General features: G+C 27.1%; 14 protein-coding genes and 1 riboswitch. Of the genes, 5 read left to right on the top strand and 9 right to left on the bottom strand.

Annotated elements, in window-relative coordinates; genetic code table 11:
• Window positions 1-81: 81 nt before the first annotated feature.
• On the bottom strand, window positions 82-1545 hold the full coding sequence (locus GOM42_RS05540) for a sulfatase (RefSeq protein WP_110077394.1): 1464 nt from the start codon (window positions 1543-1545) through the stop codon (window positions 82-84).
• 238 nt (window positions 1546-1783) lie between these two features.
• Complete coding sequence (locus GOM42_RS05535; protein WP_003451843.1) at window positions 1784-2119, bottom strand: SdpI family protein; 336 nt, start codon at window positions 2117-2119, stop codon at window positions 1784-1786.
• A 1986-nt stretch (window positions 2120-4105) separates the two neighbouring features.
• Window positions 4106-4285, bottom strand: a riboswitch (cobalamin riboswitch).
• Between the two features lie 158 nt (window positions 4286-4443).
• Between GOM42_RS05535 and GOM42_RS05530 the strand changes: the two genes are divergently transcribed.
• Both GOM42_RS05530 and GOM42_RS05525 read left to right on the top strand, forming a co-directional pair.
• Complete coding sequence (locus GOM42_RS05530; protein WP_163235975.1) at window positions 4444-4722, top strand: hypothetical protein; 279 nt, start codon at window positions 4444-4446, stop codon at window positions 4720-4722.
• A gap of 247 nt (window positions 4723-4969) precedes the next feature.
• Entirely contained in the window at window positions 4970-5521 is a 552-nt protein-coding gene (locus GOM42_RS05525) for a hypothetical protein (RefSeq protein WP_110077393.1), read from the top strand.
• Between the two features lie 203 nt (window positions 5522-5724).
• Here GOM42_RS05525 and GOM42_RS05520 read toward each other — a convergent pair whose 3' ends face one another.
• The 6 genes from GOM42_RS05520 to GOM42_RS05495 form a co-directional block, all read right to left on the bottom strand.
• Window positions 5725-6873: a hypothetical protein gene (locus tag GOM42_RS05520; protein WP_110077392.1), complete on the bottom strand. Its 1149-nt coding sequence runs from the start codon at window positions 6871-6873 to the stop codon at window positions 5725-5727.
• A gap of 34 nt (window positions 6874-6907) precedes the next feature.
• Window positions 6908-8179 carry a hypothetical protein gene (locus GOM42_RS05515; protein WP_110077391.1) on the bottom strand — a complete coding sequence of 424 codons (1272 nt, stop codon included), beginning with the start codon at window positions 8177-8179 and terminating at the stop codon, window positions 6908-6910.
• A gap of 4 nt (window positions 8180-8183) precedes the next feature.
• Window positions 8184-9056: an ATP-binding cassette domain-containing protein gene (locus GOM42_RS05510; RefSeq protein ID WP_110077390.1), complete on the bottom strand. Its 873-nt coding sequence runs from the start codon at window positions 9054-9056 to the stop codon at window positions 8184-8186.
• Window positions 9050-9832 carry a hypothetical protein gene (locus GOM42_RS05505; RefSeq protein ID WP_110077389.1) on the bottom strand — a complete coding sequence of 261 codons (783 nt, stop codon included), beginning with the start codon at window positions 9830-9832 and terminating at the stop codon, window positions 9050-9052. Before GOM42_RS05505 ends, GOM42_RS05510 begins: the two co-directional genes overlap by 7 nt.
• The gene (locus GOM42_RS05500) at window positions 9807-10409 is read right to left on the bottom strand and encodes a sigma-70 family RNA polymerase sigma factor (protein WP_110077388.1); all 603 of its coding nucleotides are present in this window, start codon (window positions 10407-10409) and stop codon (window positions 9807-9809) included. Before GOM42_RS05500 ends, GOM42_RS05505 begins: the two co-directional genes overlap by 26 nt.
• A gap of 442 nt (window positions 10410-10851) precedes the next feature.
• Window positions 10852-11175, bottom strand: a complete 324-nt coding sequence (locus GOM42_RS05495) for a hypothetical protein (RefSeq protein WP_060794605.1) — start codon at window positions 11173-11175, stop codon at window positions 10852-10854.
• 306 nt (window positions 11176-11481) lie between these two features.
• Here GOM42_RS05495 and GOM42_RS05490 point away from each other — a divergent pair, with 306 nt between their 5' ends.
• The 3 genes from GOM42_RS05490 to GOM42_RS05480 all read left to right on the top strand — a co-directional run bounded on the left by GOM42_RS05490 (window position 11482) and on the right by GOM42_RS05480 (window position 12774).
• Entirely contained in the window at window positions 11482-11781 is a 300-nt protein-coding gene (locus tag GOM42_RS05490; protein ID WP_070956648.1) for a TIGR04104 family putative zinc finger protein, read from the top strand.
• A 157-nt stretch (window positions 11782-11938) separates the two neighbouring features.
• On the top strand, window positions 11939-12538 hold the full coding sequence (locus GOM42_RS05485) for a YdcF family protein (RefSeq protein ID WP_110077387.1): 600 nt from the start codon (window positions 11939-11941) through the stop codon (window positions 12536-12538).
• A gap of 56 nt (window positions 12539-12594) precedes the next feature.
• Window positions 12595-12774 carry a DUF6440 family protein gene (locus GOM42_RS05480; protein ID WP_003477518.1) on the top strand — a complete coding sequence of 60 codons (180 nt, stop codon included), beginning with the start codon at window positions 12595-12597 and terminating at the stop codon, window positions 12772-12774.
• 185 nt (window positions 12775-12959) lie between these two features.
• Here the strand turns inward: GOM42_RS05480 and pulA are convergent, their stop codons facing one another.
• A complete protein-coding gene (pulA, locus tag GOM42_RS05475) occupies window positions 12960-20891 on the bottom strand; it encodes a type I pullulanase (protein WP_110077386.1) in 7932 nt (2643 codons plus the stop codon).
• Between the last annotated feature and the right edge of the window lie 458 nt (window positions 20892-21349).

Here is a 21349-nt window from a genome sequence, read left to right as displayed (position 1 = left end):
ATCTAACCCATAATATTTAAGCTTATTAAATTTATAATAAATTTTCTTTATATATCCTAATAATAATTATATTTTTATTTTCTATTTAAATTCCTCTGGATGTCTTCTCTTAAGTTCTGGAATTGCCCATCCTCTTCCTGTTTGCTCTAATCTTTTACAGTACTCTTTTAAATGACCTTTAGCATGATATGGTCCTCCCTCTCTTATTACAGTCCAAAGGGGATCAACATCACTTTCACTACTCATCATCATTTCATCATGCCACTGTTGAAGAAGATACGCTCCTTCCATGCATAGTTCTTTTCTTATCTCTGCTAAATTTCTTATTTCGTGAGGATCATCCTCTACATTAAAAAGCATTTCCTTTGGAAATAAGTGATATCCATCATGATAAGTTCTAATATAAATATAATCTTTAAATCTTACAGCTCTTTGACACACATGAACACATTGCCCTAAAACCAAATAATCTCTTCCTGTATCTTCTCCATTTAAAATACTTTGTGCATAGCTTCTACCATCCCAGTACTCTTTCTTTTCCTTATTAAATAACTCAGCTAAAGTTGGTGCTAAATCTAAATTATAATGAAATCCATCATCTCTATAATTTTTCATAGCCCCAGGCCACTTTATTATCATTGGTATTTTAGTAGTTGCATAATCAGCAGTTCCGTGCTCTGCATACATACCAAATTCACCTATTGCCTCCCCATGATCTGATGTTATTATAATAGCAAGGTCTTCGTATAATCCCTTATCTTTTAATAACCTAAGTATTTGTCCAATATGAGAATCCATATAATTTATTCCTGAATCATATTGATCAAAGAATTTTATAAGATCATCATAATTTTTAATTTCTCCCATATGTTTTGGAAATCTTGGTGATGTATCACTATTATACATTCCTATTTCTCTAGCTCCATGTGGTCCAATTTTATTGTTACGATGTTCATTAAATCTTTCCTCACTTATCCATCTCTTTAAACCATCTCCTTCAAATGGATTTTCATAAGTATCTGGAGTTCTATAAGGAGTATGTGCATCCCAATAGTTTACATGAAGGAACCAGTTATCTTTATCACAATTATCTTCTATCCATTTTAATACAGTTGGAGTTACTTCTTCTGCTGACTCTGCTCCACATCCACCTACATTATGAAGCTCATTAAACCCAGCATTAAACCACCACGCACTATGCCTCTCAGCAAAAGTACTTATAGAAGCTGTATAAAACCCTTCACTTCTTAAAAACATAGGAAGGCTATTAAATGCAATTCTATCATTAAAGCCTCTATTATCCCCATCTATTCTAAAATCAGCACAAACTCCTCCATGATTTACAACACCAGTATGTATTCCAAATCTTCCTGACATAAGTGCAGCCCTTGAAGGAAGACATGGTGCATCTGAACAATAATAATTATCAAAAGTTATACCCTCCCTTGAAACACTATCTATATTAGGAGATGTATTTCTTTCATATCCATAGCAACCTAAATGATCTGCTCTTAAAGTGTCTAAATCTAACATTAATATTCTCATTTTCTCAACTCCTTTAATAAAACGAAAATTTAATTTCTTTAATATATAATTCAACACAACTTCAAAAATTCCTATAAAAACTCCTTATTATAATTAAATTCTATAATTATCTCCTTAAATTAATATTTTCTCATACTTAATTTAAAGTTATAAAAAAAGGAATGTATCAAAATATAATAAAAGTTATTTTGATACATTCCCTTTTGAAAAAATTAATAGTTATATATTTATTATAAAACTAAATTTCTTTAGTTTTATTGAATCTTCTTATATGAATTTCAGTACAAATTATAGGACTAACTAAAATTAATATACCCACCAAGATATACCCTATATCAGAAATTTCTAAATTAAAAAATCTAATTATCAAAGTGAATATTATTGAGAATATAAATACAAAAACACATGGCTTTAAAATATAATTATTAGCCTCTTCCCATGTTTCTTCATTTCTCATTGCATACTTTAGTTTATACCCTACAAAAAGATTGGGATATTCCTCATAGTCATCATGAAGCTTTTTACAAATAAGCCCACTAATAAACATAACTATTCCCATAAAAATTATAACCAAAAATATTTTCCCCCTTCTTGTTTAAACACCAATACTAAAAAATATAAAATTGCAATCGCCTTTATATAATACCACTATTTACCACAATTTTCATTTAATAAATTCTTTTAAATTCATTCATTATCCTTTAAATCCATTCATTACCATTGCTTTTTTTTATATTTCTCATGTTTTGGATAATTTGGATAATAAGATACAAATTTAAATAAATTAATTGCATATTTGAATATAAATTTAAATTAAGCAAATAATAATTCATGAAGAAGGAATGAAATACTCCTTCTTCATAACTACTTACTTTTTTAAGCTTATAGGTTTAAGATTTAATAGCCTATCTCTTACGATTATTAAAAGTGTAATTAATTAGTCAATCAACTTTAACTCTCTCAAAATTATTGTCACTTCATTTAATTAAGGAGAATACCTCTCTTTCAAAGAGATTCTTAAACCTATAAGCTATTTGTTTTGAAAAAAAGAAAAGCTATTCCTCCCACTGAATAGCTTTTCATTTACTCACTCAACAATATATACAATATAAATTAATACTTTATTTTACTTATAAATGTTACCACTCCCTCTTTAATTTAACAATGTTCTAAAATTAACAAATTGTTACGTATATTACAGTAACAAATTATTTTTTGACATTATTCTCTTCTAACTTTTAATTTCGTTAAAATATTCATTTTATTTATGCACTCTATTATCCAATTCGATTTCGACAATTGAAATTGGTCATACCACCTTTCAAATAGCCATTTTCTATATGTTCTTATTTTTTAAATTTACAAGAAAAAGCTTCTTACTCTATAAATATTTCAATATAAAAAATATTTAAAAATTTTCCTTTTTATTTCTCTATTTCATTGTTTCTTTGAACAAAAATACTATATATTAAATATTGCAACTTTTTAAAATACAGGTTATAAATTTATCAATTAATAATAAATCTAAACTTTTCTTATAAATAAACTTGAAATTAAACTTAAAAATTAAATTTCTTACTTTTTTACACAATGTTTAAAATTTGATACTATGTACAAAGGAAATTATAATTAAATTGTTAATACTTAAAATAAAATATAGATTTAGGAGAGTGAGATATATGTTAGGTAACATAGTGATTTATCTTAATTATGTTATATTAGTAGCGATTATTGTAGGTGGTATAGCTTTAGTAGTTGCAAGCTCAAAAAAACATGAACATAAGTAAACATTTAAGTTTTGACGGAATCTCACATATAAAAATAATCTATGCATTTAAGTTTTGGCAGAAAAAAAATCTCTAGCTTATAGCTAGAGATTTTTATTTTTTAAAAGTATTATTTCTATAGATAATAAATCATGTCTATTTTTAAAATTTATATAAAAAAGAATTCTTAATAATTTATATTAAAAGAAATTATAAATCATCTTTTAAATACTTTAAAAGTACAATAAAAAAGAGTTATATGATTTTAATTAAAAGTCTTTTTAAGCAAAAGTTAATTTAACTTTTAATTCCTCTATCATATAACTCTTAAATATTTTTAAGTTGTTTACTTTAGAGTATCTTACTCTATTTACTAACCTCTTTGTTAGTAAGACTTTTTATTTATATTAGCCTTTAAAACAACTTAATTTAATTTTTGATTCCTCTTTGAACCTTGGTACTTCTAAAAGCACCTTACTCACCATTGAGATTTTTACCTGTTTTGGATTTGCTTTCTGATGTTATTTTTGAGCAATCCTAGCTTAAATTACCCAAAAATAAAAGATAGATACTCACTTTGAATACCTATCTAGGAAAATCTCTACAAGTTAATTGATGAATCTCTATATTTTAATCATACTAATTCAAGCCACCTCATTGTAGCTTACCATAATTAACTTAAATCTTACTTTAAACAAACTAACTCATAAATAGTCAGAACTTTATTAATATGGCTCTATTCCTCTTCAGTATGATAAAATTTCAATCACTTGTCTCTTTCCCCAGAAAGATAAACTATTCGCTTTGAATTAGGCAGGTCTCCTGGCTCATAACTATATCTTCTTAACACCTTCCCATGATCAATCACAGTGGTATATCGTTAAGTCGAAGTCATTTACAGTTGCTGGGGGCAGCTTTAGTTTTACACTAAATTCCCTATTAAGCATCACTGCACCTATTTCAAAAGTAGATTTTAAATCTCTACTTAATTACATTATATAAATAAATCCTTCAATTATCAACACTTTTTCTTAATAGTTAAATTTATTAAACAAAAATTTACTAATTATAAATTATAATACAAATTTTTCATGTTATATTATTATTAAAATTCATAATATAGGAGGATTTTATGAAAGAAAGAATTAACTTTAAAATTCTTAACCAAGCTGCTTGGATAAGCTTACTTTTAACCTTTATAACCCCCTATGAATTAAGCTCTTCTGGCTTTAAAACTTGGGGGTATCCAGTAAAATATTTTACAACATATGAATTTCCACAAGATAGTACCACTCTCTTATTTTCTACTTCAACTAATTTATTAGGATTAATATCAAACATACTAGTTATATATATTATGATTAACACATTTATTCTTTTAAAAGAACGCTTAAAAAAATATAAAAGTTAACACCCTATAAAAACATTTTTCTAAAACTTTTTTTATTAATATATTTTTTAATCCCTATTTAGAAATGAACATAATTTAACATAATATAATTTATCTATGCTAACAAACACAGAGTATATAAGATAAAAAGCTATAGTATATACTAGCTAATAATAAGCTAGACTATACTATAGCTTTTTATTTTCCAATATTTGTAATTTATTAGAATTTAAGTTATAATTAATATGTAAACTAAAAAGGATTGGAGGTGCTTATTATCCTGTATTTATCTTTCTTTATAATAATTACAATAAGTATTTTCTTAGGTAGAGGAAAAAGCTTAGTAAAACAAAAATTATTTTTAACTTTATCCTCTTTCTTAATATTAATTGGAATAATTACTTCATTTCTAATAAAAAGTATATTTTTAAATAACTTAAGAATCCATAATGAAATTTATGATTATGTAAATCTTGAGTTTATAAATTGGGTCATTAATAAATTTAATTCTTACTTTAAATGGTCTTATTTATATGTTCTTATAGTCTTAGGAGTTCTCTTATATAATCTATATACAGATCATAATATAAGAAATAAAGAAAACTTAAAACACTTTAACTATACTTGTGTAACATCTATGGGGGTTATATTAACTGGAGCAATAATCTATTCCTTTAGCTCCATAAATAAAGTCTTTGACATACCATTATATTTAGAGGTAACAGCTTTTTCTCAAATATTTATACTTTATATTCCACTAGTAGCAATGAGACTTTATATAGGAAATCCAGGGGTTGAAAATACGGTATTTGAAGTATAATAACATTCTTATATTTTTCGTGCATCTAATAAGAGTATATTATTTATATATTTAAGCTTAATAATTATATAACTCTTTATTTATGAAGCATATTTATAAGTATCTATAATCTTCATATTTTCAAAAACAAAAAGTCTGTAACAATATATTCTTGCTACAGACTTTTTTTACTTTAATGCTTCCTTATCTCTTTAATATTTATACTAATTTAAAACATCCCTATTCTTTTCATTTTTTAATAAGTTAATTATTAAAAGTATTGAAATTATAATAAATACCACATAAGCAATTAAAGGAATATATTTAGGATAATTTATTGTAGTCATATGATTTAGTCCTATATTATCTAAAAACATTATTAAAGCTCCTAAAATAGGTACTTGTACTCCTATTAATGCCACATAACTTTTAACTTTACTACTTACAAATAATGATACGCTAGTTACCACAAAAGTTATTATATATATAACTAGAATAGTTAACATTATATATTGTCCAAAAGTTAAATCAAACCAAGAAACCATATAATTAAATTTAGAATTTATGCTACAATTCCAAAATTGCAATGTATTATTGGGAATATACATTAAAAATAGACCTATTAGCTCCAAAGTACTTATTCCAAAAGCAGTTATCATAGCTGAAATAACTTTTTTACTTCCAATCTTTCTTCCAGTTTTTGATGAATACTGAAGAAAGTTTACTTTATTTTTTTCATCCCTTAAAAATATTGGTGATATTATAAAAGCTAAGGTCACCACAACAAGTATTGAAAAATTAGTTATTAAGGAATCATAATTTAAAAAAGTAACATAACTTAAAACAGATTTTAGCTGATCACCTTTTTCAAGTTCTTCTAACCTTTTATATTTATTGGGTTTGCTACTATATAATTCAGCTTTTCTATTTAAAGGATTTTCATATGACGCTATTAAAGACTCTCTAGATTGCATTTCCCAAAACAGATATACATTATCCTTAAAATATATTTTTGAATGAAGAGCCTCAACCTTTTCATCAGTTTTTCTCTTATCTAAACTTTCTCTTAGCTCTCTATATGATTTTATTCCAAGTTCTTGTGCCTCTTTATCTCCCTTTAAATATTCGTCTGCCTCTTTTTCTCTTAAAGCTGACTTTTCCTTAAAATCTTCAAATTCCTTTTCATCCATTGTTGTTCCATAATCTTTAAGCATTTGTACGCTTAAATTAAAAGTTGGTGTGTTTGAACCATTTGGAAAAACTTCTATCCAAAAACTTATAAATATTTTCCATATTATAAAAACTATTAATCCAAGAATCAATATAATTTTTAAATTGAAAAGTTTCTTTATTTCATTAATTATTATTCTCATATTTTACCTCTTCACTTAAATTAATATTTTTCCCTTATAATATATCTACATTCTTAAATCTTTTTATTAAAATTAAGGAAATTATAGTTACAATAATTCCATTACTTATTAGTGTTTCTTCTATATAATATTTTGAAGTTAATAGTGCTCCAGCCTCTGCAAACCATTTTTGTGGATTTAATGTTAAAACAAATATGTTAAAATATGACCATATAACTAGTTTTGAACTCATACTAAATAATCCTGGCAGCATAAATAATCCTCCAAAAAGTATAAAAAAGGCAAAAAAAGCTTTATAACTACTCTTTAGAAAAAGACATAAGGATAAACTTATTCCCCCTGAAATAAGTGATATTATTAAAACAACTCCTATGGAAAGAAGTAAGTTTTGTAAAACTGTAATGTTATACCAAGATATATGAGGACCTACTTCCCAATTTAAAGCACTACTAATTGGAACATTCCAAATCTTACTATAATCAAACACACTAAAATATACAATTAGAGTAATTCCTAAGATGATTATTGCAACTAATATTGAATACATAAGTCCAACTATAGCCTTATCCTTAATAAGATTACGCCCTCTTTTTGTAGCAGAAACTAATCCTAGAGTTTTATTTTCTCTCTCATAATTTATTAAAAAACATACTCCTAATACTACAAGTATCATAATTTCGATTAAGCAAGCTCCAATTACTTTTTTATATAATAAATTTTGAGTTCTATAACTTTCTCCAAAGAAAAATAAATTTTTATGTTCTCCATTACTTTTTAACTCTTGAAGTCTTTTCCCTAAATCTTCATAATTTTTTCTAACTAAATTAGCGGCTTCTCCTTTAAACCCATACTTATTTATGTTACTTTCAGCCATTTTTTCAGAATCTAAGCTTTCTATTCTATGAATAAACTCTGGAGTTATATTTTTATATAAATTAATTGCACTTAACTGATTTATTAAATCCATATCCTCCTTTGAAAATACTTTTTCCTCATAAGTCCAATTATGAAAACCCTTATTAGCTAAAAATTCATCCATAGATTCAAAGGTTTTATGAAGTTTTCTTTCTGTAAGCTCATTTAAATCCTTCATCTTCTCATCATACATATTTTCTAACTTTTTAAGCATATTCTCGTCTACTTTATATCCAACCTGACTTATTAGCTTATTAGTTTCCTCTAACCCCTCTTTTATATAGGAATTATCCTTAATTAAAATAAAATTGTATATTAAGAAAATACCTGCAAGAACTATTAACACTGGATTTCTAAAAAGTTTTTCCCATTCACCCTTTTTAATACTCATAAGATTATCCTTCTAACTCCTCATCTCTATATTGATAAAGGAATACATCCTCTATATTAGGATTAACCCTAACCCATTTTTCATCATTATTACCCTGGCTTATGAATCTAGCTTTCATTATTCCACCATCTTGCTTTTCTGATAATAAAATATATTTCTTTCTAAACTCTTTACTTTTCTCAAAGGTCATTGAGGTTTCATAAACCATCCCCTCTAAAGTGCTACATATATTTTCTATGGAATCCTTATATAAAATCTTATGATCCTTAATCATAATTACCTCATTAGAAATAAACTCAATATCTGAAACTATATGAGTTGAGATTATTACTATTCTATCTCTTGATAAATCACTTAGTAAATTTCTAAATCTAACTCTTTCCTTAGGATCTAACCCTGCTGTTGGCTCATCTAAAATTAGTATCTTAGGATCATTTAACAAAGCTTGAGCTATTCCAACCCTTTGAATCATTCCTCCTGAAAAACCCTTCATCTTTTTATTCTCAACATTTTCTAAGGAAACAACTTTTAATACCTCTTTTACTTTTTCTACTGCATCTTCCTTTTTTATTCCCTTTAAAGCTGCTAAATATAACAAAAACTTTCTTGGTGTGTAATTTCTATAATATCCAAAGTCCTGAGGTAAATAACCTATAATATCTCTATACTCTCCATCTAATGAAACTATATCTGTCCCCTTATAAAGTATTTCTCCACTAGTTGGAAAAATTAATGTGGTTAATAGTTTAATTAAAGTTGTCTTTCCAGCCCCATTAGGAGCTAAAAGAGCATATACCCCATTATTAAACTCTAAATTTATATCCTTAAGGGCACAAAAACTCCCATATTTCTTGCTTACATTATTAACAACTAACATAAAATTTCTCTCCTTTTTTTATACCTATAATTTATTAATTCCTTCAAATTCTTAACATATAGAAATATACATACAATGGAAATTACTATGTGAACATATATTGGAACTTCCATTAAAAACTCTAAATAGTACTTCTCATTTCCAAAACTTAAAAGTAAGTTTCCTAAAATCCACCCTACTATAATAAAAGCCTTTGAAAATACATTTTTAAACCTCATTAGTGCATATATAAATACTGTTGAAAATAGAAATAAACCTGTAACTGACAATATTATTAGCCTTAAGGCATTTAAATCTTTATTTAATATACTCATAAAAACTATAACTATTGTGTTTATTAAGATGCTTCCAAGGCTAAATATAAACATTCTTAAAGCTGAAAGTTGATACAAATTATATTTGCAAGTCATTTCTAACTGAAAAACACCCTTTGTTTTTGAATTATAAAATGAGAATAAAATCACACTAAGATAAAGTATTGGTGAAGATATAAATATAAATTTATATAAACTTCCTACCTCTCTATTATTTAAACTGGTCATTGAAAAAAATAATACAAATATTCCAGATAGTAATATAATTCCTAGTTCAGTTTTATCATGAAATATATTATTAAAGCCTAAATCTTTAAAAGCATTTCTTAAGTAAGCGAAAAATGTTAATTTAGGTTTAACCCCCTTATTAAGTATTTCATCTAATTCCCCTAAATTTAATTCTGGAACCTCTATTTCTAAATCCATATTCTCAATATTAAACTCCTCTTTTTCTCTGTTCATTCTTCTTCACCTCCAATATCTTCTTTATCTTTTTAATACTTGAATAATATTTAGTTTTAACTGTAGATTCTGACATATCAATTAGATAAGCAATCTCTAAAAATGTCATTCCTCCAAATATCTTTAGTCTTAAAATTTGCTGAATGCTTGTATTTAAAGTATTAATAATCTCTAATATCTCCTTAGCGTCCTCCTTAAGCTGAAATGATTCTTCCAAATCATTTTCATATCCTACTAATCCTTCCTCAAATTCATCTACAACAGTAACATATTTATAATATGTAGATCTGTAATTATCGATTATCTTGTTACTGGCTATTTTATAAAGCCATGTCCTAAAGGAAGCTTTTTCATCATCAAATCCCCCTAAGGATTTAAGCATAGAAATAAATATTTCTTGAGTTAAATCCTTAGATAACTCCTCATTAGAGGTTTGTCTAAAAACATAAGCAAATATCTCCTTATAATAAAACTTAACAATTTCACCAGCTGCTTTTTTATCATTATTCTTTTTTACAAGGGTTATTAATTTCTTTTCATTAATCCGTCTCACCCCACCATCTTCAGTAAAATTCATCCTAAACCTTAATAACCAAAAATTATATATAATTTTCTCTTGAATATCTTTACACTTATTTATTCGTAATAGATAAGGAAATAGTTTTACTTTTTTAGAAAAATTTTATAAAAAATTTCTCTAAATCATATATTAAAATATAACAAATAAAACTTACAAACATATTCCGAGAATTACTAGATTTCGCTAAGAATTTATAATTATTACTCCAAAGATATTACTAAAACTTCGAAACTTGCTACGCTTCGAACAGTCTCAGTTTTTTAACGTAATATCTTCTGCGTAATAATTTAAATTCTAAAGCTCACCTAGATATTCTCTTCATAATGTTTATAAGTTTTATAAAAAGTTATTTTGATACAAACCCATTATTCTAATAAATTTTAATTTATTATCTCTTTTAAGAAATTTTTATCCCTTAACTATAAATATAGTCAACTACTTAAAAAAACATCATAAATATTCCAAGTAAAACTGAAATTGTTACAAGTATATAGGGAATATTTGTTTCCCCTAATTTTTTAACTTTAATAATAATTGCAATTATTGATATAGATCCAAATAACCAAGCTATAATTTGTTGCACTATATAATTTGTTGGTAAACTAGTTGCATTAAGATATGCTATAAGAATTGACCATATAACTAAAAAATAAAATACTACATTTTTTAGTTTGCTGTTTTTCAAGAAAAAAAGCAAAGAAATTCCTAATATACTTAGTACTAATATAAATACAGATAATATTAATAAATATCCAAGTGCCATATTTCTTCCCTCCTTTAATAATGTTTTTCTATACTTTTATAATATCCTGAATTTATTAAAACAATTATGAAGTTAATTTATAATCTATTCAAATGTTAACCTATACTTTTAATTAATACCATAAACATTCACTTAAATTTCTTTAAATTTTATCAATTAATTAAAAAACAGTGTATAATGTATTTATAAATATATGGTATATATTACATAAATATCATATAAAACTAAAGTTAAAGACAATAAAGTAATCAATAATGTCAAATTAAGATACTTTAATTAATATAAACTACTTAAGGAGATGCTCTTATGAAAGTTTGTCCTAATTGTAAAGAAAACTTTTCATATATGGATTTAATGGTTGCATTATGGGGATTTGTTGGTTGTGGGTATATTAGATGTAAAAATTGTAATACTCAATACAAGGTTACAAAAAATTCTAGAGCATTCATTGCCTTATTAGCCTTATTCCCTTATTTTATAGAAGGCTATCTATTTTCTTTTGATATTTTTTATTACATTATTTATCTAATTATTATTGTTCCCTTATCTCCATTTATGATTAAACTAAAAGAAAATAATGATAATGAGAAGTATATAAAACTTTAATTAAAACTAATTTCAATATATAAAATTATATATATTGTAATAATAAGCTAATTTTTAAAATAATAAACTAATTATACTTTATAAACTAAACATATAATTTTTATATTAAATTACATAAGTTTTAAAATTAAGGCTATAAATTTAGAGAGGTTATGAAATGAGAATACTAGATGATATAACTAAATTTATTTTTGTTTGTGATAAACCAAAGCCTTGTGACTTAATCTTTATACCAGGTTCATCCAAATACGAGGTAAGCGAAAAGGCTAGTTTATTATATAAACAAAGATTAGCAAAATATGTACTTCCTTCAGGCAAGTTTTCTTGTAAACTAGAAAAATTTCCAAATGAAAAAATAATAAATAAAAAGTATGCTGGTAAATATGAATCTGATTGGGAATTCTGTAAGGAAGTTTTATTTAGAAATGATGTTCCATTAGAATCTATTTTAGTTGAAAATAAATCAACTAATACCTCTGAAAACGCCTTTTTCTCAAGGAAAGTTACAGATGATTTAAATATAGAAGTTAAAAGTGCTATATTATGTTGCCAAGCCTTTCATGCCAGAAGGGCTTTAATTACTTACTCTTTAGCATATTCTAATACACAATTTTATGTTGTTCCAGTAGAAACTCAAGGAATTTCTAAGGATAACTGGTATAAATCTGATTACGGCATAAATAGAGTTCTTGGTGAGCTAAGAAAATGTGGCTCTTATTTTGAAGAATATATAAAAGATTTAAATAAAATTATATAAAATTAACGCCTTATTTTTAAGCTTATTAATTTAAATATATTAAAAGGAGTTTTTATATGTTTTCTAAGAAAGAAAAAAGATTTGAAAATAAGTTTATAGAAAACTTAGATTTTGGAACAATAATTGTCTTAGTGGATAAAAAAACTGGAGTAAATTATCTTTTAGCTCAAGGTCCAAATGGCTGCGGTTTAACCCCTTTACTAGATTCTAAAGGAAATTTAGTTGTGGAAAAATAATAAGATTAATTCTTTAAACAATACTATATGAAAACCACTTTAAATTAATATTCAATTAAAATATAGAGTATAAAAAGAGATATCATATATTTTGATATCTCTTTTTCATTGATTTTACTATTCAATTAATGATATTTTTATTAATTTTCCTTTAAAGCCAAGAAATTAAGATTAATTTATAATGATTATTTATCCTGCCTATTTCTTCTAATTACTTTTCTTTTGTAAAAAATCATTGCTACACCTATTCCAATAGCTATAACTCCAATTATTACAATAACTATTCTTCCGCCCACTGAGCCAGTATTAGGTAAGAAACCTGAGTGTTTAACCTTAACTTTACATGTATCTTTAAATCCACCATCCTTAGTTGTTACTGTTATTTCAGCTTCTCCTGATGATTTAGCCTCTATATTTCCATTCTCATCAACTGATACAACCTTTGGATTGCTTGATATCCAAGTAACATCTTTGTTTGTTGCATCTTTTGGACTTATTTCAGCCTTTAAAGTATATTTTTTACCTTTTTTAAGGTTTAAATCTTTCTTATTTAATTTGACGCCAGTTACCTTAATTTCTTCTGGAGAAGTGGCTTCTTTTTCATTTACCTTAACATTAATTTCCTTAGTTTTTGATGCCCCTTCACTATCTGTTACTTTGTAAATTACTTTATAATCTCCAGACTTTTCTGTGTCCACATTATTTTCTATAACCTTAATATCCTTTGTTATATCTCCATCTTCCTTATCCATAGCTGTTACACCCTCCATTGGATCAAATTTATCCCCAACTGTTAATGTAACATCTTTAGCATTTATTTCTGGAGCATTATTTATAACTGAAGGTGATATACTATCATTTTTAAGAGCTAAGATAGCAGTTCCTCCATCTTCCCTTGAAGGGGCTTTTACAGTTACATTTCCATCTTTGCCTATTGAATATTCATTTCCACTATATAAGTCTTTAACCTTATCTCCTTCTTTGAAATTTGTTTTAAAACTTATATCTTTATCTTCATTTTTAGTGTTTAATACAACAAATAGGTTTTGTCCATTTGTAATATTTTTCTCTTCATTATTTTCACTTAGATTCATAGGCGTAATTTCTTTTCCATTATAGCTTCTTAATACTACTGAATACCCTTCTTCATTGTTTCCTGCAATAGTTTTTCTATTTCCCTTTGAAAATACCTTAGAGTATTCTTTTCTTATATTAAGAAGTTTTTCATAATGATCATGAACCTTTTTATACTTAGGATCATTTAATCTTTCAAAATCCATATCATATCTATTTTGATCTCCTTGTTCAAAGCCATTCCATCCTGACATTCCAAGTTCTTCTCCATAGTATATAACAGGGATACCCTTATCTGTTATTTGAAGAGAAGCAGCAAGCATTTGTTTGCCTAAGTCATCTCCTACAGTCTTTAAGAATCCATCTTCATCATGACTACTTAAGAATTGTCCCATTAAATTGATATTGCTTATTTTACTTGCTCTATCATCTAAATAAGCTGAAGCTCCCTCAATATTTCCATTTACAAAATCTCTTGCTTTTCCTTTATAACCAAAGTCTAATAAAGCATCCATTTGTCCATTTTGAAGTTGTCCTCCATCGTTATTTATATCAGCTCCAAAATATTCACCAATAGTTTTAAAGCTTGGGTTTATTTCTGTTAATTTATTTTTAAATGCCTTCCAAGTTGTATTATCAACATGCTTAACTGTATCAACTCTAAAATAATCAATAGTATTTCCTTTTTCAGTCTTTGATCTTTCAATCCATCCTGTTTGCCACTCTATTAATTTTTCTCTTACTTCTGGATCCTCTGTTTTAAAATCTGGAAGTCCTGCTGACTCTTGAGTTATAAAATCATTTCCTGGATTCTCTCTAAACATACCTTTAAACTTAGCTCTATCTTTCTCTGTTGGATAGTTATTAGCTCCACTATTAGCCTCTTTATTTTTCATTCCATAGCCAGCATGATTTAAAACAACATCAACCATTATTTTTATTCCACTATCATGTGCTGTATCTATTAATGTTTTTAAATCATCCATAGTTCCTAAATGTGGATCTAATTTTTCAAAATCCTTAGCCCAGTAACCATGATATGAGTATTGAGTTTTCCCTTGTGAGAACATTTGATTAAAATCAGTATTCTCAACAATAGGAGTTATCCAAATTGTGTTTATTCCAAGTTCTTTTAAATATGGAATCTTATCTGTTAATCCTTTTAAATCTCCTCCATGATAAGTATATGGATTCTTCTTATCATAGTTGTTTCCATGAGGATCATCATTATTCTTATCTCCATTAAAGAATCTATCTGTCACTGTAAAGTAAATTCTAGACTCATCAAAGCCAAAATCTAAAGGTCCAACTCCAACCTTTGATTTAACAGTTAAAATTCCTTTTGCTTTATGATTTTCACCATTTTTATCAACTATTGTAACTGGTATTTCTTTTTCTCCAGCTACTACATTATCATTTATTCCAATGCTTTGGCTTAATGAATTATCCTTTAATAAATTTAAATCCATTAACACCTTATTAGGGCCACCTACATTTGTAAGGTCCATATAAACTTCTTTTATATTTTCTTTTTTAGCATCACTTCCACTTAATTTAAGATTTGTAATGGCATTTTCATCATAGTTAACCTGATTATTTTTGAAAGTAACCTCTCCATTTATTTTTAATGGAGAATATTCTATTCTTTGTTTTTCAGTTTCAACTGTTTTACCATCCTTAGTAACTAAGAAACTGTATTCATAAGTTCCAGGTTTTATATCCTTTAATGAATATGCAAAGAACTCATTTTGTGAATCATAATCCATGTCATAAGTCTTTGTATCCTTAAATAATACCCCTGGTGAAGTAACCTTAACTTGAACCTTGTCTATGGAAGATTGATTATTATCTTCATATAAAGCTTTATCTCTATATTTAAAGTTAATATTTCCTCCTTGTATTTCAGCATTTTTTATAGCTGGAACTTGGAAGAACTCTCCTACTCCACTCTTAACAGTTACCTTTGTTACATTCATTGATGGATCTATTTGTATATATCTATCTGATTCATATGGATCTTTTTCATCCCATCCAGTACCCTTTCTTAAAACAAATCCAACTTGAGTTACATCTGGTGCTATTTCAAACTTAGATATTGCTTTTCCATCTTTTATTTGAGTAAAGTTTTGTTGACCATCATTTACCCCTGTTTGCCAAGTCCAAATATTCCATCCATCATAGTCTTTATCATCTCTAACATAAGTGAATTCTATATACTTTTTAGTATATTTTTTAACTTCTATTTCCTTAGTAGCCTTAGTCTTTCCACTCTTAGCTGTTATTTTAACCTTGCCTTCACTAATTCCTTGAACCACTCCTAAAGTTGATACTTTAGCTATGCTTTCATCTGAAGAGAACCACTCTATGTTTGCTCCTAAGATTATTTGTCCAAATTGATCCTTAACAATTCCATTAAGTTGAATATCCTTCCCTGTATAAACTTGATTTGGACCATCTAATTCTAAAGAGCTTGGAACAAGATGAACAACCTCTACTTCTACGTCCTTAGTTAAACTTCCAGAGCTTAAAGTTATAATTGACTTTCCTTCTTTTAAAGCAGTTACTTTTCCATTATTTGAATCAACCTTTATTACTGAGTTATCTGAAATATTCCATTTTATTTCTGCATTAGGAATTATTCTTCCATTTTGGTCTTTAACTACTGCCTTTAAGAAACTTGAAGCTCCTATATCTAATTTTAAGTTTGAAGGAGTAACATCTATAGATGTTGGAGTTTGTTCTTCTCCTTCTACGCTTTCATCATAAAGAACCTTAGCTGATAAAGGTGCAACCTTTACTGAATTTACTCCCTTAAGAGATTCTAAGACACTTGTTCCGGCCTTGTGTTCATTTACTATCACATTCCAATCGCCTTCATGTGGAAGAGAAATTTCCTTCTCAGCATTATTTCCATTATAAGCTACAACTATATTCTTCCATGAATCTCCATTAGCAAAGTTTTTAAGTTGGAATACAACTATATTATCATTAGCTTTAGTTACTACTAAATTGCTTTCAATAGCAGCCTTTGTATCCATTCTAAAGGCTGGATGTGATTTTCTTAAAGCTATTAATCCTTGGTAATAATCAAATACTCCACTAAACTTTTCTTTATTTTGCCAGTTTATTTCATTTATAGCATCTGGACTCTTATAGCTATTGTGATCTCCATATTTACTTCTTAAGAATTCATCTCCAGCTTGGAAGAATGGAATTCCTTGTGAAGTCATTGTAATAGCAGTTGTTAATATACTTCTTCTTACATATTCATTATCTAAAGGATTAGTCTCTGTTATTACACTATATGGTTTAGCTTTCTTGTTAACTGCCTCTTGAACCGAAGAATACTTATTAGCATCTTCCCCTGTTAAAACTCCATCTCTCATTTCTAAGAAGCCTGCAGCTTTTTCCTTGCCTGCTGCCTTTATAATCTTATCCCAAAGATTTAAATTATCATGAGCAGTTACATAGTTTATTGTTTCACTTGGACTATCAGTAAAATCATCAACTGATCCTTTAACCCCAGCTACTATATCTCCTTCTTTACTACTAGCTCCAGTGGCAAATCCTTGTCCTGCTCCATCACTATCACCTTTTATAGCGTTTCTAAAATTATCATTAAATACGGCAAAGCCCTTACCTTTTTGGCTTCCCTTTAAAGTTTGTTGTTCTTGTGGAAGTGCACTTCCTCCAGCTTGCCATGGTTCACCATATATTATTAAACTTGGATCAATTTCATTTCTTAACTCAGTTGTTAGTTCACTCATAGTTTTTGTATCTATTAATCCCATTAAATCGAATCTAAATCCATCAACATCATATTCTTTAGCTAAATACTTAACAGAATCTTTTATATATTTTCTAACCATAGGTCTTTCTGTTGCAACTTCATTACCACATCCTGATCCATTAGTGTATTTACCCTCATCATTAGTTCTATAAAAATATCCTGGTACAACTGGATCAAAAGGTGAATTTTGACCTATTCCATAAGTATGATTATAAACTACATCCATAACCACTCTTATTCCATTTTTGTGAAGAGCTTGTACCATATCTTTAAATTCTCTTACTCTTGATTTTGGATCTTCAGCATTTGTTGAATATGATCCCTCTAAGGAATTATAATTTTGAGGATCATATCCCCAGTTAAATTGAGGCTTATTGCTTATTTCATTAACTGAAGCATAATCAAAAGATGGTAATAAATGAACTGTTGTTATTCCTAGCTCTTTTAAATGATCTATTCCTGTTTTAACATCAGTTCCTGGAACCTTTGTTCCTTTCTCTGCTATACCTTCAAATTTACCTTTATTATTTATTCCTGAATCTTTAGATATTGAAAAATCTCTAACATGCATTTCGTATAAAATTGAATCTGTAGGATTTAACATAGGAGGTTTCTTTACACTTCCCCATTCTGATGGATTTGTAGATGAAAATTCAATTATAGCCCCTCTTTGGCCATTAGCTGAAACAGCCTTGGCATATGGATCTATAGCATAATTTGTTTTTCCATCTGCGAAGCTTACTTTATACATATAGTACTTACCTTCTAAGTTTTCATCTACTTTTAGGCTCCAAACTCCTTTATCCTCCTTCTTCATAGAAATTTCTCTTCCACCAGTATTATCTGTTACTTTTCCATTTTCATCATAAGTTCCCTCATTATCATATAATACTAAGCTAACTTCCTTAGCTGTTGGTGCCCATAATTTAAATGTTGAAGAATCTTTTTTGTAAGTTACCCCTAAGTCATCTCCATTATAGAAATATTCTGGATCATCTAAGATTTTTCTCATAGTAACCTTAGTTGCTCTAAAGTTATTACTGCTAACTTCATAATCATGACTTGGATCAATTTCTGGAGTACTAAATAATCCTTTCTTTAAAGTTAATTTAACTTTATTATCAGATACTTTAATTGCACTTGTTTTAATTTCCTTATTATCAGTTTTGTCAATTAATTTGAAAGAATCTAACTCTGAATCTTCTATATTTCCAGCAGAAGTAACTAACAGGTCTGTTTTACTATCCATTAAGGCAGCTACTAATTTAGGTGAAGTATCTACATCCTTCTTATCATAATAAATATTTTCATCCCCTTGTATTAACCATACCTCTACATTATTTCCATTCTTAACTTCTATGGTTCTATCATGTCCAACATCTTTATCTTCCCAATTTCCTTTTCTAATAAGGAAGTTTAATTTATCTGATGGGAATTTATAGACCGCTCTTGTAAAGCCTTTTTCAGCTTCATCTTTTTTATTAAAATCGTAACCTTTTCCTTCTCCACCTGTTTGCCATAACCATAAATTCCAGTTATCATAATTACCATCAAATCTATAATAGTTTATTGTATAGGTATAAATTTGAGATAAAATAGTAAGTTCTTTACTAACTACGTATTTTCCATCAGTAGCTTTAATCTTTATTTTCTTACTTGAATCTACATCCTTAGAAACTTTTAAAGTATTTTCTTCAATTGATACTCCACTTACTGGTTCCTCTAAAGACCAATTAACATTAGTTTCTTTTTTATTGCCTTCAGTATCATAGATATATGCAACTAACTTTGTAGTGCTACCTGCCTCAACACTTGATTCTCCACCTATTTCTAAACCTGGCATATTTAATACTGAATTTCCATTAGCCATGGCCTTATTAGATGGGTCTGTAAATGAATTATCCCAATTATCCTTATTAGGTTTAAACTTATATTCATAAACTCCACCAATTAAAGGTATTGTTACTTTAAATACACCATCTTCTCCCTTTTTCATTTCAATTTGCTTACTTGTATCCCAAGATACCATAGATCCTATAAGATACAAGCTATCACCATTAAACTTAGCACTAAAAGTTACTGTTCCATCCTCATTTACTACAGGACTTTTTACTGAATCTGGCTTGTTTTCACTTTCTCCTTGATTTCCACCATTATTATCTTCATCTGTATTTTCATCACCTTTTATTCCTAATGCTTCATTTATTTCTTTGGTGTTATTTATTGAATCATATATTTTATTATTTTTTAAATCTGCTACAAAGATAACATTTCTGTCCTCTGGCATATTTAAAGTAACATTTCCTTGAGATGGTATTCCTCCATTATCCCAAGAATGATTTACAAGGCCTTTATACTCATAAGTTCCTTTTTTCATTACCTTAGAATATAAAACTCTATTTTCATCAAGATTATGCATTTCAAAATCTTTGTTGTTTACATCCCAATCTCCATTTCCTTCTCTAACTGTTCCTATTAGGGAAACTGTATTAGAAAGACTTGGATTATTTATTGAATCCTTAACATAATTATCTAAATAATTGCTTAGAATAATTATGTTTTTAGTACCCTTTGGAATTACTACCTTAGCATTTTCTGCTACTTCACCATTATTCCACTCTCCATTATATGCAACTTTGTATTCTAAACTTATATCTTTTCCTTGTGCACTCTCTTTTATAGTGAAAGTCTTTTTATACATCCCTCCACCTATATAATCAAGTTTCTCGGTATCGTTACCAGGATTCCAATCAGAAGCCCCATCAATTATATCCTTTATATTACCTGCTAAAATAGCCTTAGTTTTAAATTGATCAGGATTATTTATTGAATCATATACCTTTTTATTTTTATAATCCAACCTAAATATTACCTCTGAATCTTTTGATAAATTCAAAGCTATGTTTTGACCATTATTACCATAGCTCTCATCCCAAGTTCCATTCATGGCAATTTTATAATTATAATTTCCTGCCTTTAACTTTAAAGCCCCTTCATATAAACCATTTTTATACTTTTTCAGCACTCCATTCATATTTCTTGGATCCCAATCGGAACCGTTACCACTTTCTTTTAAAAAATCTCCCACAACTACAGCAAAAGCTTCACTCTCATTCTTAACTAAAGTCTTTTCATTTACTTTAGTATTATTATTTTCCACTTCAGCCATTACTGGCATATGAGGTAAAAAGCTAAACAAGAATGTTAATAAAACCAGCATAGAAATAGACTTAATCTTTTTACTGCTATTCACTTTATAAACCCCTTTCTTATTTGAATTTTAATAATATATTTTAATATTAACACTTCCATAATAACGTTTTCAATATTTTTAGAAATTTTGTAACATTATACAAAAGCAACTAAATTAAACTTATATTTTAAATATACTTTTATTTATTATTTTTTTAAATATACATGTTTCTTTTTCAACTTTATATACTTTAAATAAATATATATTATTAAATATCCCTTTTATTCAATAAACTTATTCCCATATAAAAGAAAAAATGGTATATTATCTTAGAAAGCAAAACTATTTTATAAAATTATATATATATTGATTGAAAAATTTAAATCTTAAAAGCATATTTAGTGAATACACTAAAATCTATAGTAAATATAAAAAATGGATAAATCACTTTAAAATATGAAGACTTTATTGGGTGTTTTAATATAAAATTATTAACAAATCACAAAATATCATAATTT

The organism is Clostridium sp. 16K-1-R1 (assembly GCF_023921145.1).
In the GTDB taxonomy this organism is placed as follows: Bacteria; Bacillota; Clostridia; order Clostridiales; family Clostridiaceae; genus Sarcina; species Sarcina perfringens.
This window is presented reverse-complemented; position numbering and strand designations above follow the sequence as displayed.